The sequence below is a fragment of the Corynebacterium sp. HMSC070E08 genome (assembly GCF_001808895.1).
Taxonomy (GTDB): domain Bacteria; phylum Actinomycetota; class Actinomycetes; order Mycobacteriales; family Mycobacteriaceae; genus Corynebacterium; species Corynebacterium hiratae.
Genome location: NZ_KV794741.1, coordinates 24,677 through 41,275, shown reverse-complemented (window position 1 = coordinate 41,275; position 16,599 = coordinate 24,677). Strand labels below are relative to the sequence as shown.

At 63.5% G+C, this 16,599-nt stretch carries 13 protein-coding genes and 1 tRNA gene; 8 read left to right on the top strand and 6 right to left on the bottom strand.

The window, feature by feature from the left end:
- Window positions 1-141: 141 nt before the first annotated feature.
- Both HMPREF2526_RS03275 and HMPREF2526_RS03270 read left to right on the top strand, forming a co-directional pair.
- Window positions 142-1,860, top strand: coding sequence for an ABC transporter ATP-binding protein (locus HMPREF2526_RS03275; RefSeq protein ID WP_070545854.1), 1,719 nt, complete (start codon window positions 142-144; stop codon window positions 1,858-1,860).
- Window positions 1,861-3,798 (top strand): ABC transporter ATP-binding protein, encoded by a 1,938-nt coding sequence (locus tag HMPREF2526_RS03270; RefSeq protein ID WP_070545851.1) that lies wholly within the window; start codon window positions 1,861-1,863, stop codon window positions 3,796-3,798.
- Window positions 3,799-3,800: 2 nt separating this feature from the next.
- Here the strand turns inward: HMPREF2526_RS03270 and HMPREF2526_RS03265 are convergent, their stop codons facing one another.
- From HMPREF2526_RS03265 to HMPREF2526_RS03255, 3 genes are read right to left on the bottom strand one after another with little or no spacing between them, the layout of a single operon-like run.
- On the bottom strand, window positions 3,801-4,409 hold the full coding sequence (locus HMPREF2526_RS03265) for a hypothetical protein (RefSeq protein ID WP_232745435.1): 609 nt from the start codon (window positions 4,407-4,409) through the stop codon (window positions 3,801-3,803).
- Window positions 4,402-4,866, bottom strand: coding sequence for a DUF6114 domain-containing protein (locus HMPREF2526_RS03260; protein ID WP_232745439.1), 465 nt, complete (start codon window positions 4,864-4,866; stop codon window positions 4,402-4,404). Before HMPREF2526_RS03260 ends, HMPREF2526_RS03265 begins: the two co-directional genes overlap by 8 nt.
- A complete protein-coding gene (locus tag HMPREF2526_RS03255) occupies window positions 4,856-5,428 on the bottom strand; it encodes a DUF6230 family protein (RefSeq protein WP_049154769.1) in 573 nt (190 codons plus the stop codon). Before HMPREF2526_RS03255 ends, HMPREF2526_RS03260 begins: the two co-directional genes overlap by 11 nt.
- Window positions 5,429-5,540: 112 nt before the next feature.
- Here HMPREF2526_RS03255 and HMPREF2526_RS03250 point away from each other — a divergent pair, with 112 nt between their 5' ends.
- From HMPREF2526_RS03250 to HMPREF2526_RS03235, 4 genes are all read left to right on the top strand, one after another.
- Window positions 5,541-8,429 carry a (Fe-S)-binding protein gene (locus HMPREF2526_RS03250; protein WP_070545849.1) on the top strand — a complete coding sequence of 963 codons (2,889 nt, stop codon included), beginning with the start codon at window positions 5,541-5,543 and terminating at the stop codon, window positions 8,427-8,429.
- Window positions 8,430-8,498: 69 nt separating this feature from the next.
- Window positions 8,499-9,728: a cation:proton antiporter gene (locus HMPREF2526_RS03245; RefSeq protein WP_070517702.1), complete on the top strand. Its 1,230-nt coding sequence runs from the start codon at window positions 8,499-8,501 to the stop codon at window positions 9,726-9,728.
- Between the two features lie 19 nt (window positions 9,729-9,747).
- Window positions 9,748-10,359: a DUF1707 SHOCT-like domain-containing protein gene (locus tag HMPREF2526_RS03240; protein WP_371326139.1), complete on the top strand. Its 612-nt coding sequence runs from the start codon at window positions 9,748-9,750 to the stop codon at window positions 10,357-10,359.
- Between the two features lie 10 nt (window positions 10,360-10,369).
- Window positions 10,370-11,593, top strand: coding sequence for a pyridoxal phosphate-dependent aminotransferase (locus HMPREF2526_RS03235; RefSeq protein WP_070545845.1), 1,224 nt, complete (start codon window positions 10,370-10,372; stop codon window positions 11,591-11,593).
- A 94-nt stretch (window positions 11,594-11,687) separates the two neighbouring features.
- Here HMPREF2526_RS03235 and HMPREF2526_RS03230 read toward each other — a convergent pair whose 3' ends face one another.
- Window positions 11,688-13,055, bottom strand: coding sequence for an HNH endonuclease signature motif containing protein (locus tag HMPREF2526_RS03230; protein WP_070510978.1), 1,368 nt, complete (start codon window positions 13,053-13,055; stop codon window positions 11,688-11,690).
- A gap of 121 nt (window positions 13,056-13,176) precedes the next feature.
- Between HMPREF2526_RS03230 and HMPREF2526_RS03225 the strand changes: the two genes are divergently transcribed.
- Window positions 13,177-14,403, top strand: coding sequence for a YibE/F family protein (locus tag HMPREF2526_RS03225; protein WP_070545891.1), 1,227 nt, complete (start codon window positions 13,177-13,179; stop codon window positions 14,401-14,403).
- On the opposite strand, the gene HMPREF2526_RS03220 is transcribed toward HMPREF2526_RS03225, so the two are convergent.
- Window positions 14,333-15,667, bottom strand: coding sequence for a UDP-glucose dehydrogenase family protein (locus HMPREF2526_RS03220; protein WP_070545842.1), 1,335 nt, complete (start codon window positions 15,665-15,667; stop codon window positions 14,333-14,335). The genes HMPREF2526_RS03225 and HMPREF2526_RS03220 overlap by 71 nt on opposite strands.
- Window positions 15,668-15,721: 54 nt before the next feature.
- The gene (dcd, locus tag HMPREF2526_RS03215; RefSeq protein WP_046645898.1) at window positions 15,722-16,294 is read right to left on the bottom strand and encodes a dCTP deaminase; all 573 of its coding nucleotides are present in this window, start codon (window positions 16,292-16,294) and stop codon (window positions 15,722-15,724) included.
- Window positions 16,295-16,381: 87 nt separating this feature from the next.
- On the opposite strand from dcd, the gene HMPREF2526_RS03210 reads away from it, so the two are divergent.
- Window positions 16,382-16,455 (top strand) — tRNA-Gly (locus tag HMPREF2526_RS03210).
- Window positions 16,456-16,599: the final 144 nt, after the last annotated feature.

The following is a 16,599-nucleotide window of genomic DNA, read 5'->3' as shown; positions in this document are numbered from 1 at the left end:
AGCTAGTCGCTCGCGCAGCCATAAGGGAAGCCTGCTGCCGATACCCACGCTAGACGCGCTCGCGTCTAGCGGGATAGACTTGCGCGGTCAATGCTCTCCAGCGGCCCGGCGCGGCCGCCAACACGCACGAAACGCTGGCACATGGAACTCGTTCGCATCCTTCTATCCCGCTCCAAGCCGTACACCGGCTACGTCATCGCGGTGCTGCTCCTCCAAGCGCTCTCCACCGCGGCTACGCTCTACCTGCCTTCGCTCAACGCGAAGATCATCGACAGAGGCGTGGCCCAAGTAGACATCGACTACATCTGGCGCACCGGCGGCATCATGCTCATCGTGGCCTTCGTCCAAGTCCTCGCCGCCATCGCCGCCATCTGGTTCGGCTCCCGCACCGCCATGGGCCTCGGCCGCGACCTGCGCTCCGACATCTTCCGCCGGGTCACCCGCTACTCCGCCGAGGACATGAACAACTTCGGCACCGCCACCCTCATCACCCGCGGCACTAACGACGTCCAACAAATCCAGATGGTCTACATGATGATGCTCAACTTCATGGTCACCGCGCCGATCATGTCCATCGGCGGCGTCATCATGGCCATCCGCGAAGACGCCGGGATGTCCTGGCTCGTCGCGGTTTCCGTCATCGTGCTGCTGGCCGCCATCTCCCTCATCATCGTCCGGCTCATGCCGCTCTTCCGCGCCTGGCAAGGCAAGCTCGACGTCATGAACGGCACCCTGCGCGAACAAATCGCCGGCATCCGCGTCGTCCGCGCCTTCACTCGCGAGGAGCACGAAGCCGAGCGCTTCCGCACCGCCAACCGCGACCTGACCAATCTCTCCCTCAAGGTCGGCCAGCTGTTCATCCTCATGTTCCCCATCATCACCGTCATTCTCAACGTGGCCACCGGCGCGGTCCTCTGGTTCGGCGGCCACCGCGTGGACGAAGGCCTCGTGGAGGTCGGCTCACTGACCGCTTTCCTGCAGTACCTGCTGCAGATCCTCGCCGCAGTCATGATGGGCACCTTCATGGCGATGATCCTCCCGCGCGCGGTCATCTGCGCGCGCCGCATCACCGACGTCCTCGAGCACGAGCCCTCCATCACCGAGCCGGACCAGCCCCGCACCCCGGAGCGCTCCGAGGGCGTCGTCGAATTCGACAACGTCTCCTTCCAATACGCCGGCGCCGAAGCGCCCGTGCTTCACGACGTCTCCTTCACCGCCACCCCCGGCACCACCACCGCGCTCATCGGCGCGACCGGTTCCGGCAAGACCACCGCACTCTCCCTCATCCCGCGCCTCTACCTCCCCACCGAGGGCCGAGTGCTTCTCGACGGCACCGATATCGCCGACATGGCGCGGAAGGACGTCGTCAAGCGTGTAGGCCTCGTGCCGCAGAAGCCCTACCTGTTTAGCGGCACCGTGGCCTCCAACCTGCGCCTGGGCGCACCGGAGGCTACCGACGAGGAGCTGTGGAACGCGCTGCGCGTGGCGCAAGCTGACTTTGTTGAGGACCTCGACATGCACATCGCGCAGGGCGGCACCAACGTCTCCGGCGGCCAGCGCCAACGCCTGTCCATCGCGCGCATGCTCGTCGCCCGCCCGTTGGTGTATCTCTTTGATGATTCCTTCTCCGCGCTCGACGTACTGACGGATGCCGCGGTGCGCTCCGGAATGCGCGAGTACACCGCGGAGGCGACGACCATCATCGTGGCGCAGCGCGTGAGCTCGATTGTGGATGCCGACCAGATTGTGGTCATGGACGCCGGGCGCGTCGTAGCCCGCGGCACGCACGGGGAGTTGCTCGAGTCCTCCGAGACGTACCGCGAAATTGTGGAATCCCAGAAGACCTCGGAGGTGGCATAAATGACTGAGCAGGATAACGCTACGTTGAGTGAAGACACCACTGCCGAGATCGAGGAGAAGACCGGCGAGAACGCCCCGCGCAAGGCCAAGAACTTCTGGCCCTCCGCCAAGCGCCTCTTTGGTCTGCTCGCGCCGTTTAAGGTGCAGCTGTTTGCGATTGCGGCGATGAACATCATCTGTGTGTTCCTCGCCGTGGCCGCGCCGAAGGTGATGGGCAAGGCCACCGACGTCATTTTCTCCGGCGTCATTTCCCGCCAGCTGCCCGCTGGGATGAGCAAGGAGCAGGCCATCGCGGCGCTGCGCGCGGGCGGGCAGGATAAATTCGCCGACATGGCTTCCGCCATGGACTTGAACCCTGGCTTCGGCATCGACTTCTCCACGTTGGGCACGATTATCGGCATCGTAATTGCGATGTACGTGGTGTCTTCGCTCTTCCAGTGGTGGCAGGGCTACTTGCTCAACTCCATGGTCATGAAGATCGTCTTCGACCTCCGCGAGAGCATCGAGGCCAAACTCAACGCACTGCCGCTGAACTACTTCGATACGCAGTCGCGCGGCGACCTCCTCTCGCGCACCACCAACGACGCCGACAACATCCAGTCCGCCTTGCAGCAGGCCATTTCGCAGCTGTTTTATAACCTGCTCATGGTCGTGGGCATCACGGTCATGATGTTCACCGTGTCCTGGCAGCTAGCGCTCGTGGCGCTGCTGGCGCTGCCGCTGACCGCAGTGGTGATTGCGGTCATTGGCTCGCGCGCGCAAAAGCAGTTCAAGGCGCAGTGGAAGGCCACCGGTGACCTCAACGGACAGGTCGAAGAAGCCTTTTCCGGCCACGATCTGGCGACTGTCTTCGGACGCATCGATTCCATGACGGAGGATTTTGATAAGCGCAACGAGGAGCTGTTCCGCTCCGCCTCGCTGGCTCAGTTCCTGGCGGGCATGATGATGCCGATCATGCAGTTCATCTCCTACCTGTCCTACGTGGTCATCGCGGTGCTGGGTGCGTTGAAGGTGGCCTCCGGCACGCTGACGTTGGGCGGCGCGCAGGCCTTCATCCAGTACTCGCGCGAGTTCAACCAGCCGCTGGGCCAGCTGGGCGGCATGATGCAGCAGGTGCAGTCGGGCGTGGCCTCGGCAGAGCGCGTCTTCGAATTCCTCGACGCCGAGGAAGAACCCGCCGAGGAATCCACCTCCCGCTTGGGTGGGCGCGCGAAGGGGCTCGTGGAGTTCGACGACGTCGACTTCTCCTATGACCCCGACAAGCCGCTCATCCAGGACCTCAACCTGCGCGTGGAGCCCGGCCAGACCGCGGCCATTGTCGGCCCCACGGGTGCTGGCAAGACCACGCTGGTCAACCTCATCATGCGCTTTTACGACATCGACTCGGGCACCATCCGCCTCGACGGCGTGGACACCGCGCAGATCTCGCGCCGCGAGCTGCGCTCCCAGGTGGGCATGGTACTGCAGGACGCCGTGGTCTTTGAGGGCACCATCATGGACAACATCCGCTACGGCCGCCTCGACGCCACCGACGAGGAGGTCATCGCCGCCGCGAAGGCCACCTACGTGGACCGCTTCGTCCACTCCCTCCCCGATGGCTATGACACCAAGATTGACCAGGATGGCGGCGCAATTTCCGCCGGCGAGCGCCAGCTCATCACCATCGCCCGCGCTTTCCTGGCGCAGCCGGCGCTGCTCATCCTCGACGAGGCCACCTCGTCAGTGGATACCCGCACCGAGGTGCTCGTTCAGCAGGCCATGAATGCGCTGCGCGCGGACCGCACGTCCTTCATCATCGCGCACCGCCTGTCCACGATTCGCGACGCCGACCTCATCATCGTCATGGAAGAAGGCCGCATCGTCGAACAAGGCACCCACGCCGAGCTTCTCGACGCCCAAGGCGCCTACTGGCGCCTCCACCAGTTCCGCGAGGACTAACGCTAGTCGACCGTCACGGACATTATCGGGGCCGAGAACGTGTCACCCGTGAGGTTTGCTAACTCGAGGGTGACGTCGGTGAGGGAGAGGTGTTCCATGAGGGCGTCGGGAAGCTCGGCGTCTGGGACAGGATTCGGCTGGGGTATACCGAGCTGGTCGAGGACGGCATGAATGTCACCGCCGGTGAGGTCTGCCGTGACGGGCACGGTGCGCGCGCCTTCGACGGTGGGCGTGGAGGTCAGGGACGTCGCCACGATGCGCGCGGGCTCCACCGTCGTTATGGCCCCGCCGGTGGTGAGCAGCCCATCGCCGGCGTTGCCCGGCAGCGTGATGGCAAGGTTGCGCACGGCAAGGCGCTCGCCGGTGAGCTCGATAACGCGCACCTCGCCGTCTCGGGCGGGCATCGTACCCAATGTGGCTTTCACGTTCCCCGTCAGAGTCACCTCGTCCGCTCGCACGGTGGAAAAATAAGGCTGCGCTGGGGCAACCTGCGCCCCGACTGGTCCCGCGCTGCTCACCAGGATCTGCGCGCTGAGCACGGCTACCCCGACCTTCACGCGCGCAGGGCGAACCACGCTCTGATGCCAACGCAAACGACGGAGCTTAGCCATCGCTAGGCTCCCAGGCCAAGGTCAGCGCGCCGCCGATGATGCCGAGTAGCGAACCGATGAGAAAGCCTCCCAAGTTGGAGGTGGGAAGCGCAATGACCGCCACGATGATGCCCAGTACCCCCAGGTACGTCGCAGTGGTGGGACGGAACCACGCGCCAAGGCCAAACATGACCAGCAACGCCCCGATAAGCAGGGTGGACACACCCGACACGGTAGAAATCATGACGAGCAGGTCCGAGATCTGCACCGTGAAGTAGGCCGGCATAGCGATGACGATGCCCGAAAGAATGAGCAGCAGCCCCGGAATAAACGGCCGCCCGGCGCGCCACGTCTTAAACCGCCCCCACGCCCCGCCTGTGGCTGCCGCGGGAGCTACAGCCTGGTCAACATCGAGAGAATCCGGCGCTTCTGCTCCATGCAGTGCTGCGTCGGAATCCCTAGCGTGATCAGCAGACATTGCCGCGGCCCCGCTCCACAGAGACGCCCACATTCTTTGCGGATAGCGTCTTCGCGCCGATGGAGGTGGCGCGCACGTCGTCGGCAGTCAGCGAAACCTGCTTGGCATAGAGGCCCCACGTCCCCGGGTCGGCCGACTGGGACAGCTGGCTGGCGTCGATGCCCACGTTCGCGTCCTGCATGACCAGCGAGCCCTCGATATTCGACGCACCAACGAGGAGACCAGTGGCCTCCACACTGTTATCGCCCTTCGCCTTGAGCGCGAGCGTGGACTCCCCCACCGCAGGCAGGTCAGTGGTGACATAAAGACACAAATCCGAGGCCACGGCGTGTTCCATCTTCAGCCGCGCGGTGGGAACATCCTCCTCGCCCTTCTTGTCGCTATCCACAAACAAGGAAAAGCCATCGCCTTCCAAGTGACGAATGTTGACGTTGAAGAACGTACCCGAGAGCGCCAGATTCGCCGTCAGACCGCCCTGCGCAACCGCAACTCCGGCCACTCCGAATGCTGCGAAGCCCGCAACGAGGCCCACCGCGGCCTTCGGAACATTGATTCTGCCCACAACGCCTCCTGAATTCTTAGCCCTCAAGATGATAGCTGAATGCTGACTCACTGATTTGGGGCCGGGGGATTTAAGGTAGGAGGCACGCACAGCAGCAATTAAAGGAGCGCGCATGTTCGGCTGGGTTGCCATCGCCGCATCGATCCCGGTGTGGCTGTACTTTTTCTACCGCCTCACGGCGCTGTTTCGGTTTATCCGCTCCGGCGGGCCCACGCAGCTGAACCGTACCGACCGGCCCCTGGCGCGCCTTGGTCGCGTGCTCATCGAAGTCTTCGGCCATACCCACTTCAAAGGCCGCCCGCTGGTCAACGCCGCGCACTGGCTCGTCATGGTGGGCTTCCTCTTTGGCGCCATCGTGTGGTTCGAGGCCTATATTCAAACCTTCGCGCCCGATAAGGGCTGGCCGTGGCTCAGCGACTGGCCGGTGTACCACTTCATCGAAGAGGTCCTCGCCATCGGCACCGTGCTCGGCATTTGCTTCCTCATCGGCGTGCGCCTGAAACTCGGCCACACCGATCGCGGCAGCCGCTTCTACAACTCGCAGGTCTTCCCGGCACGCCTGGTGGAGGCCATCGTCTTCCTCGAAGGCCTCGGCATGCTCGCCGTCAAGGCCGCCGCCATCGCCACGTACGGCGGTGGCTCCCCGTGGGCTGATTTCTTGACGATGCGTGTGGCGGGGGTGCTGCCGGCGTCGCCAAGCATGGTGCAATTCTTTGCCCTGGTGAAGCTGCTGACGGGCCTGGTGTTCATCGCGTGCATCGCCCACTATTTCCAGTGGGGCGTGATGTGGCACCGCTTCCTGGCGTTCTTCAACATCTTCTTCCAGCGCAACGCCGACGGCGAGAAGGCGCTGGGCGCTCTCCCCACGCCGGACTTGGAGGACCTCGAACCGGGAAGCTGGAAGATGCTTCTCGACGCCTCCTCCTGCACCGAATGCGGCCGCTGCCAGGACCTGTGCCCCGCATGGAACACCGAGAAGCCGCTGAGCCCGAAGAAGCTCATGATGGACCTGCGCCAGAGCGCGCTGGATAATTACAACCCGCATGAGGGGCTCAACGTGCTGGCGATGGCGGGCACGATTGATGATGACGTCCTGTGGTCCTGCACCAACTGCGGTGCTTGCGTTGACCAGTGCCCGGTGGATATCGAACACATCGACCACGTGGCGGACCTGCGTCGCTTCAAGGTGCTGGCGGAGTCCGACTTCCCGTCGGAGCTGACCGGGCTGTTTAAGAACATGGAGACGAAGGGCAACCCGTGGGGGCGCAACGCTTCGGAGCGCCGCGCGTGGATCGATGAGGCGCGTGCCGACGGCATTGAGGTGCCGATCATCGGCGAGGACGCCACTGATTTCTCGGACCTGGAGTACCTGTTCTGGGTCGGTTGCGCGGGTGCGTACGACGACAAGGGCCGCGCCACGACGCGCGCGGTGGTGGACATGCTGCACACTGCGGGCGTGAAGTTCGGTGTGCTGGCCACGGGCGAGACCTGTACCGGTGACCCGGCGCGCCGTGCTGGCAATGAGTTCCTGTTCCAGGTGATGGCGGAGCAGAATGTTGCCACGCTTAACGACGCCTTCGCCGGCGTCCCCAAAGGCCAGCGCAAAATCATCACGACGTGCCCGCACTGCTTCAACACGATCCGCAACGAGTATCCCGATTTCGACGGCCACTTTGATGTGCTGCACCACACGCAGCTGCTCAACCGTTTGGTGCGGGAGAAGCTGCTCGTGCCGGTGCCGCGTTCCCCGGAGAACCGCCGACCCGTCACGTATCACGACCCGTGCTTCCTGGGCCGCCACAACAAGGTCTTCGACCCGCCGCGTGAACTCGTCGAGGCGACCGGCGCAACGCTGGCGGAGATGGACCACAACCGCGACGAGGCCTTCTGCTGCGGTGCCGGTGGCGCGCGCATGTTCATGGAAGAAAACCAGGGCAAGCGAGTTAACGAGTTCCGCTCGGAGCAGGCCGTGGCGACCGGTGCCGAGCAGATTGCGACGGGCTGCCCGTTCTGCAATGTCATGCTGACGGGTGGTGTGAAGTCCATCGCGCCGCAGACACAGGTCAGCGATGTGGCGCTCATGCTTCGCGACGCCATTGCCCCCTCCGGCGACCTTCCCGCCCCGCGCGAGAAGGCCTTCCTCGACACTCCCCGCCGCCTGCCCGTGGAAGATTCCACCGCACCTTCCCCGGAAACACTCGCTGCGGAATCTGCCCCAACAAGCTCTCCGCAGGCCCCCACCGCTGCACCAAGTACGTCTGCGGCGCCGACACCTCCGACTGCCCCCAGCGCGCCCGCAGCTCCGTCTGCGCCGAGCGCACCGCAAGCACCTGCCGCGCCCAGCGCACCACAGGCAGTGCCAACGTCCCCTGCCGCGCCGAGCGCGCCAACGGCTCCATCCGCTGCACCGCAGGCACCATCAACGCCGACTGCCCCCAGCGCGCCGAACACGCCTGCAGCACCCTCGACTCCATCTGCGCCACAAGCGCCCTCTGCTCCCAGTGCACCACAGAGTCCATCTGCTCCAACAGCTCCCAGTCCACCGCAGGCCCCAGCTGCGCCACATGTCGCAGGAGCTCCAACCGCTCCTACAGCGCCGAGTGCTCCCAAAGCACCTACCGCACCGTCCGTGCCAGACGCACCCGCAGCTCCATCTGCACACACTCCGACACCGAACGCAGCCTCTGTACCGCAGGCACCAGCCGCACCCCAGGCGCCCGGTGCACCATCGTCGCCAAACGCTGCAGCTGTACCGACTGCACCGGCGGCACCCAAGGCTGCAACAACGCCAAGCGCTCCCGGTGCACCGGCGGCACCAGCGTCGAGCGTTCCCAGTGCCCCCGCTGCACCAAACGCACCGCAAGCACCCACGGATACTCCTTCGGTGCCGAAGGCACCGCCTGCACCAACAGCACCGAGTGCACCAAACGCGGGCGCCGTGCCGAAGGCTCCGGAGGCGCCAGGCGTGTCGGAAGAGGGGGCGTCGGAAAGCAAAGACTAGTGCGACGTCAACCACAGCAGCGCCGCGTGAGCTAGGCATGCCTGGTTTCGCACAGGTACGCTCTACTCCATGCAATCTGACGTGACCTACGTCCTCGCCTCGGGCGAAAATAATTACACCGACTCGCTGGTGTCCTTCGCATGGATTATGGCGGTGGCGCTGCTGGCGCCGTTGGTGTCCCATGCGCTTGGCAAGAAGATGCCGGCCGTGGCGCTGCTTATTTTCTTCGGCATGCTCATCGGCCCGTCGATGTTGGGCCTGGCCCACGAGGACCCCGGCATCGGGATGCTCAAGGAGCTTGGCGTTGGTGCGCTTTTCCTGCTTGCAGGTTTCGAAATTGACCTCGCCGCCCTGAAATCGAAGGAAGCCGCCACAGGGTTATCCACGTGGCTCCTCTGCGTGGTGGCGTGTGGCGTCGGCGCCTATTTCCTCATGGACGACATCCCCGGCGCCATCGTCATGGCCATCGCTTTGACCTCCACCGCCCTGGGCACCATCACGCCGATGCTCAAACAGGACAAGCTCCTGGGCACGCGAGTAGGCGATTCCGTGGTTATCCACGGCGCAATCGGTGAGGTCGCGCCCATTACCGCGATGGCACTCCTGCTGGGAACACGCTCCACGTGGACAACGATGCTGATTCTTCTCGCCTTCATCGGCATTGCCGTGGCCGTCGCCGTCATGCCCTTCGCCATTACTACCCTCATGCCGTGGTTCAAGGACGCTTTCATCTCCGGGGCGGGCTCCACCAATCAGACCATCATGCGCCTCATCATCCTGATGCTGGCCATCCTCATGGCGGTGACGGCGGTATTCGAACTCGACATTGTCCTAGGCGCCTTCGCGACGGGCATCATCCTCAACCGCATCATTCCCGATGAGTTCCATAAGGGCTTGGAGAACCGCCTCGACGTCGTTTTTTATTCCATGCTCATCCCCGTCTTCTTCGTGGTCTCTGGCATGGCGATTGACTGGAAAGTCATCGTGGACGAACCCCTCAAGGTCCTCGGCATTCCGCTGCTCATCTTGGTCACCCGCGGCCTGCCGGTGTTCCTGCGCGAGAACATCCACCAGACCGGCTCCGACGTCGAAACCACCCGCGAGCGCATCCAGGTGGCCCTTTACGCGGCGACCGGCCTGCCCATCATCGTGGCGGTGATGACGCTTGCGGTGGGTTCGGGCATCGTCGATAGTGAAATGGCCTCCATCTTCATCGCCGGCGGCGCACTCACCGTTGCAATCTTCCCGTTCCTCTCCAGCCTCGTGCGCGGAAAAGAGCCCGCCAAGGCGGAAGAATAGGGCTGCTAGAATATAGGGCGTGACTAATCCCTTCAGCATGCGGCTTTCCGACGCCGAACGGACCGACGCCGTCAACGACCTCGCCCAGGCCTTGGGTGAAGGCCGCCTGACCATGGATGAGTTTGAGGACCGCACCGACGCCGTCATGCGCGCCACTACCCGCCGCGAGCTGGCAGAAGTCTTCATGGATATCCCCACCAAGGCCAGCAGCGAGCTGAAGATTTACTCCCAGGGCGACGTCGCGCGCGCCTACCAGTCAACCCGGAAACCCCGCTTGGCCACCGCATTGGTTGGCTCCCTCGGGCTACTGTTCGGAGCGATCGCATCCTTCGCCACCCTGTCCGGGGCCACCGCCGCACTCACCGGCACCGGCCTGCTTTTCCTCATCCCCGCGTTGTGGATCATGCTGTACGTGGCCAAGGTGGGCCCCGAGTCCTGGCACCAGCCCTCCGCGCGGCAGATTGAGCGCCAGCGCATGCGCGAGCTCAAGGCCGCCGGCGCTGAAGAACGCGCACAGATGCGGGCGTTGGAGCAGGCGCAGTGGGCGGAGAGGCGTCGCCAAGCAAGTGAAATTACTGGGGATGCGATGAATCTGGCCAAACGCAAGCTGGAACAGTGGAACCAGAAGTAACATATCCGGCATGACTCACAACCGGATTTTTGATCAATCCACCAAACTACAGGGCGTTGCCTACGATATTCGCGGCGAGGTTTCCACGGAAGCCGAGCGCATGGAGCTCGACGGGCACAACATTCTGAAGCTCAACACCGGCAACCCAGCGGTGTTTGGTTTCGATGCGCCGGATGTCATCATGCGCGACATGATTGCGGCGCTGCCGACCTCCCAGGGCTACTCCACGTCGAAGGGTATTATCCCGGCGCGGCGCGCAATTGTGACCCGCTATGAGCTGGAGGATTTCCCCAGCTTCGACGTCAATGACGTGTACCTGGGCAACGGCGTCTCCGAGCTGATCTCGATGGTGACGCAGGCGCTGCTTGACGACGGCGACGAGGTTCTCATCCCCGCTCCTGACTACCCGCTGTGGACGGCGGCGACGTCGCTGGCGGGTGGCACACCCGTGCACTATCTGTGTGATGAGGAGGATGATTGGAATCCGTCCATTGAAGATATTCGCGCGAAAGTAACGGAGAAGACCAAGGCCATCGTGGTCATTAATCCGAATAACCCGACGGGTGCCGTGTACTCGCGTGAGACCCTGCAGAAAATCGTGGATGTAGCGCGCGAGTATAACCTGCTGATTCTGGCCGATGAGATTTATGACCGCATTCTCTACGACGGTGCGAAGCACATTTCGATTGCCTCGCTGGCCCCGGATTTGCTGACGATCACGTTTAATGGCTTGTCCAAGGCCTACCGCGTGGCCGGCTACCGCGCCGGTTGGATGGTGCTGACGGGCCCGAAGTCCCATGCGCGTGGCTTCATCGAGGGCTTAGACTTGCTGGCGGGCACGCGCCTGTGCCCGAACGTGCCGGCGCAGCACGCGATCCAGGTCGCGCTGGGTGGGCGGCAGTCCATTTATGAGCTCACCGGTGAGGGTGGGCGCTTGCTCAAGCAGCGCAACATTGCCTACGAGAAGCTCAATGAGATTCCGGGCGTGTCCGTAACGAAGCCGATGGGCGCGCTGTATTGCTTCCCGCGCCTGGACCCGGAGGTGTATGAGATTCACGATGACGCGAAGCTCATGCTCGACATCCTGCGCGCCGAGAAAATCCTCATGGTGCAAGGCACCGGCTTTAACTGGCCCACGCCGGATCATTTCCGCGTGGTCACGCTGCCGTGGGCCTCGCAGCTGGAGAACGCGATTGAGCGACTCGGCAACTTCCTGGTGAGCTACCGCCAGTAGCACAGCCGATACCTGAACTTCGCGCGATAGGGCCCACGGCGCAAAGAAAGCACAACACAAACGTGCATGCAGAATCCCTCACCGGCCGGTGTTATCAGTCCGGCGGGGCGGGGCTTCCCGGCTCGGAACGTGTGGATGTCCGTGATTCGGCCGGCTTTGCGGTCTGGGCGCGACGGCTTGTGCTAGGGCTCGCAACGGTGCTTACTGTTTCTTGACGGTTTTCGCGGATGCGCTGGGCGCGCGGCGCGCGGTGCGGATGCGCCGGTTCCCGCGGATCGCGGGGCCCAGCCGGCACCCATTTAATTTTGCCGTCTTCGCGCACGATGCGGCCCCGACCCGGCAAGCCATTGATGGCGTTGTGGTACTTGCACAGCGGGGTGAGGTTTTCGGGGTTCGTTTCGCCGCCTTTTCGCCATTCTGTGATGTGGTGTATCTGAGAGTAATCGGCGCCGCACAGGCACCGGTCCCAGGCACAGGTAGGTTGCTCACCGCTGGCCATGATGCGCTGCTTTTCCGAGGCAACGCGCTGGGTGCGGTGGAGTTCCACGGGGCCTTTGACGCGGTCGACAAGCATGACGAGGCCTTCTTCGGCGAGCTCCCGCTCGATGAGCTCTTGGCCGGTGATTTTCGCGCCGTTGGAGAGCTGAATCACGATATCCCCGAGGTCCGGCGCCGCGGGGTCGCTGATGTCGTGCCCGAATGTCTCATCGCTGGCAGGCTCGTCAGAAGCACTAGACGCGGCGGCGGACTTGGTGGGAGGCATGGCACCCGTGGAGTCGGGGCGCAGGGTAGATGTGGTGGCGGGCTGGGTAGGAGGCGTGCCGTCAGCAGCGGGCGCGGCGGAGTCGGGGCGCGGGGTGGACGGGTCGCCCAAGCGGCCAAGGATTGTGGCGTATTCGGGAAGCTCCATGACGGCGAGGGTCTGGGCCACGGGGCGGGCGAGACGTCCCTCGCGAAATGCCGCAGTGAAGGACCCCACCGGATCCTCCTCATCGATATTGGGGCGCAGGTCCTCGATGAGCGCGGCCGGGGCTGTGAGCGTGAGCTTCGACAGCTCCTTGCCACGGCGAATTGTCACTCCCGGCTTCGGCGCGGGCGGCGGGCTGAGCTCGCGAATGCGCTTGCGCGCATAGCGGGCCACGGCCTTCTCATCGCCAGCGATTCCGCACAGCTCAATGCGCAGATCCCACGCCTGGTGCTGTTTCTTCAGCCTTCCTGCGAAGCGCTCAATGAGCAACAGCGTGGGCAGGTCGTGCCCATTGGCACGGGCGGCCGAAACGGCACGCGCCTGTTTGCGGGTGAAGGAGGTGGAGGCAAAGTAGACGTCGAAAAGCGCCAGCAGAGAGCGTGCCGCAGACTCCGGACCCCACACCCGAAGCTGCTCGAAGCTGAGCCCCGCAACGCCGGCGACGAGCTCGATGCCCGCCGCCTGGCTGCGAAGATGCGCTTCCACAAGGTTCATGCCAGCAACGCTAAACGCCCCACCCGCACCGCACAACGGCGCCGCCGCCAGCCTGTGGATAACTTGTTGATCGTGTCATCATTAGTTTTCTTTTTAATGAAACTCATTCACAATGATAGGCATGACTAACCTGAATCCGTGGCGTACTGGGCTCATCAGTTTTCTTAGCCTCTCCGCCCTGATAACGCTTGCGGGTTTGTTTCTACTACGCCCCACCACCCCGCCATCCGAGCACACCAGCGCCGATTTCTTCGCTACCTATGCGCTCAATCAGCCACAGGTGACCGGAACCGTCAACCGCATCGATCATCATCTTTGCAGCGATCCCCATGCCGGCCGGGCTTTCGACGAAGCCCCGCTCATCCCCGCCGAGGGCGACGACACCTCCTGCTCCCGCGCCCTCATTGACCTGACCTCCGGCGCAGACGCAGGCCGCAAGACGCAGCTCGTATTCTATGGCGTGGCCAGTGACCCGACCCTCCACCCCGGTGACGAGGTAATTCTGACAGTTTCCAGCGACGGCACCTATGCCTTCGCTGATTTTCAGCGCAATGGAAACCTTGCGTTGTGGGCTATCATCGCGGCCCTTGTCATCGTCGGCTTCGCCGCTTGGCACGGACTGCGCGCATTGGTGGGTCTTGTAATCAGCTTGGCAATCGTCTTCTTCTACCTCATCCCCTCTCTCATTGAGGGCCATTCGGCGCTGCCACTAGCGCTCGTGACCTGCGCGGCCATCCTTTTCCTCGCCGTTCCTCTCGTGCACGGCGTGAACTGGAAATCAGCCTCCGCCCTGGGAGGCGCATTGGTGGCGCTAGCGTTGTCGGGGGCGTTGGGGTGGGCGTCGATAAGCAGCACGGCGCTAACAGGCTCGAGCTCGGAAGATAACCTCAAGTTACTGCTCTACATGCCAGGGGTTTCCGTGGTGGGCGTGCTGCTGTGCGGGTTCATCATCGGCGCGCTCGGCAGCCTCAACGACATCGCGGTGGCGCAGGCCTCCACCGTGCGCGAGCTCCACGCCGCCGACCCCGCAGCCGGGCCCGGCGCGCTTTTCATGTCAGCCATGAAGGTGGGCCGCGACCATATCGCTTCCATGGTGTATACCATCGTGCTGACCTATACCGGCGCGGCCCTGCCCCTGCTCATGCTCATCACGGCGGCGCAGCGCCCAGCCCTGCAGATCCTCTCCAGTGACCTCGTCGCCACGGAGGTTCTGCGCTCCCTGCTGGGCGCGATGGCCTTGACACTTGCGGTACCGCTGACCACCGCGATTGCGGCGTTTACTGTGCCGGAAGGACGCGACCAAGCGCCTCGACGGTCCAGCCAGCCTCGCGCCAAGCATCGACGCTGAGCACGTTGCGCCCATCGATGATGTGGCGGCGGGCCACGAGCTCGCCGGCCTCAGCCGGGTCGAGGTCGCGGAATTCCTGCCACTCAGTAGCGAGGATGACCAGCTCGGTGTCCTTGAGCGCCTCGCTTGCCGACGCCACGTAGTTCAACGTCGGGAACACCTTCTTGGCGTTCTCCATACCTTGCGGGTCATAGACCGTCACGGCGGCTCCCGCCAGGGAGAGCGAACCGGCCACGGAGAGCGCTGGCGAATCGCGGACGTCATCGGAGTTGGGCTTGAAAGCGCAACCCAGCACAGTAACGCGGTGGCCGAGGAGGGAGCCGTCGAAAGCCTGCTTGGCCAGGTCCACGACGCGGTCGCGGCGGCGCATGTTGATGGCGTCGACCTCGCGGAGGAAGGTCAGGGCCTGGTCGGCACCCAGCTCGCCGGCGCGTGCCATGAAGGCGCGGATGTCCTTGGGCAGGCAGCCGCCGCCGAAGCCCAGGCCAGCGCCGAGGAACTTGCGGCCGATGCGCTCGTCGTAGCCGATGGCGTCGGCAAGCTTGACCACGTCCGCCCCTGCAATCTCGCAGATTTCAGACACGGCGTTGATGAAGGAAATCTTGGTGGCCAAAAAGGCGTTAGCGGAGACCTTGACCAGCTCGGCGGTCTGCAAGTCGGTCACGATGAACGGGGTGTTCTGTGCCAGCGGCTGGGCATAGACCTCGCGGGCGATTTCTTCGGCTCGACTTTCGGCGAGTTCGCCAACGCCGAGGACGATGCGGTCCGGGGTGATGGTGTCCTTGACGGCGTAGCCCTCACGCAAGAACTCCGGGTTCCAGGCAATCTCCACGCTGGTGCCCTCTGGGGCCAGTTCATCGGCCATCTCCTGCAACCGCGCCGCGGTGCCTACCGGGACGGTGGATTTGCCGAAGATGATGTGCTCGCCCTTGAGACGCGGCACGAGCTCCGTGATGACGGACTCCACGTAGGTGAGATCCGCGGCATAGGAGCCGTGGGCCTGCGGGGTGCCGACACCGAGGAAATGCACGTTGGCGAATTCCGCGGCGTCATCATAGCTGGTGGAAAAATCCAAACGGCCGGCCTCGATGTTGCGCTCGAGTACCTCCGGCAGGCCAGGCTCGTAGAACGGCACGCGGCCGCCCTTCAGAGCTTCAATCTTGTTTTCATCAACATCTACACCGAGTACCTCGTGGCCGAGCTCCGCCATACAGGCGGCGTGTGTCGCACCTAGGTAGCCGGTACCAATAACAGTCATACGCATAACCGGCTATTTTAGGCGCTCCTGTGCCTGCTTGCCCGACGAGGTGCAGAATGTTTAGCGGAAGTTCAGATAGGACTTCGACGGTGTTGGCCCGCGCTGGCCTTGGTACTTCGAGCCCAGAGCGCCGGAGCCGTACGGCGCCTCCGCCGGCGAGGACATCTTAAAGATTGCCAACTGGCCCACCTTCATCCCCGGCCACAGTGAAATGGGCAGGTTCGCGGTGTTAGACAGCTCGAGCGTGATGTGCCCGGAGAAGCCCGGATCGATGAAGCCCGCCGTGGAGTGCGTCAGCAGACCCAGGCGCCCCAGGGAAGACTTGCCCTCCAAGCGGCCTGCGAGGTTGGCCGGCAAAGTGAACTTCTCCAGCGTGGCACCCAGCACAAACTCACCTGGGTGCAGCACAAAGGCATCACCCTCAGCCACCTCCACCTCGCTGGTGAGGTCCGGCATCTCCTGCTTGGGGTCGATATGCGTGTAGCGCGAGTTATTAAACACGCGGAAGAATTTGTCCAAGCGCACATCGATGGAGGAAGGCTGGACCATCTCGGCGTCGAAAGGCTCGATGCTCAAACGCTCTGGAGCATCAGCGGCGATGGCGGCACGGATATCACGATCAGAAAGAAGCACGGCTCATAGTCTACCTCCCCACTGGGCCTTTTATGGCCTCGGGCGGCGGCGGTGCTAAGCTTTACGACGATGCACAATCTGCATTGCGCCGACGTAGTTTAATGGTAGAACTGCAGCTTCCCAAGCTGCTGGCGCGGGTTCGATTCCCGTCGTCGGCTCCACTTATCTTTCCAGCTCATGGACTAATTTCATACCTGCAGGATGGACCATGACAGCCCCTATCTTCACGCCGAAAACCACAGCGGAGCTTCGCTCTGAGCGTGAGCATATACTTCAAGATCTTGCGCCCCGCACAATCGATGAAC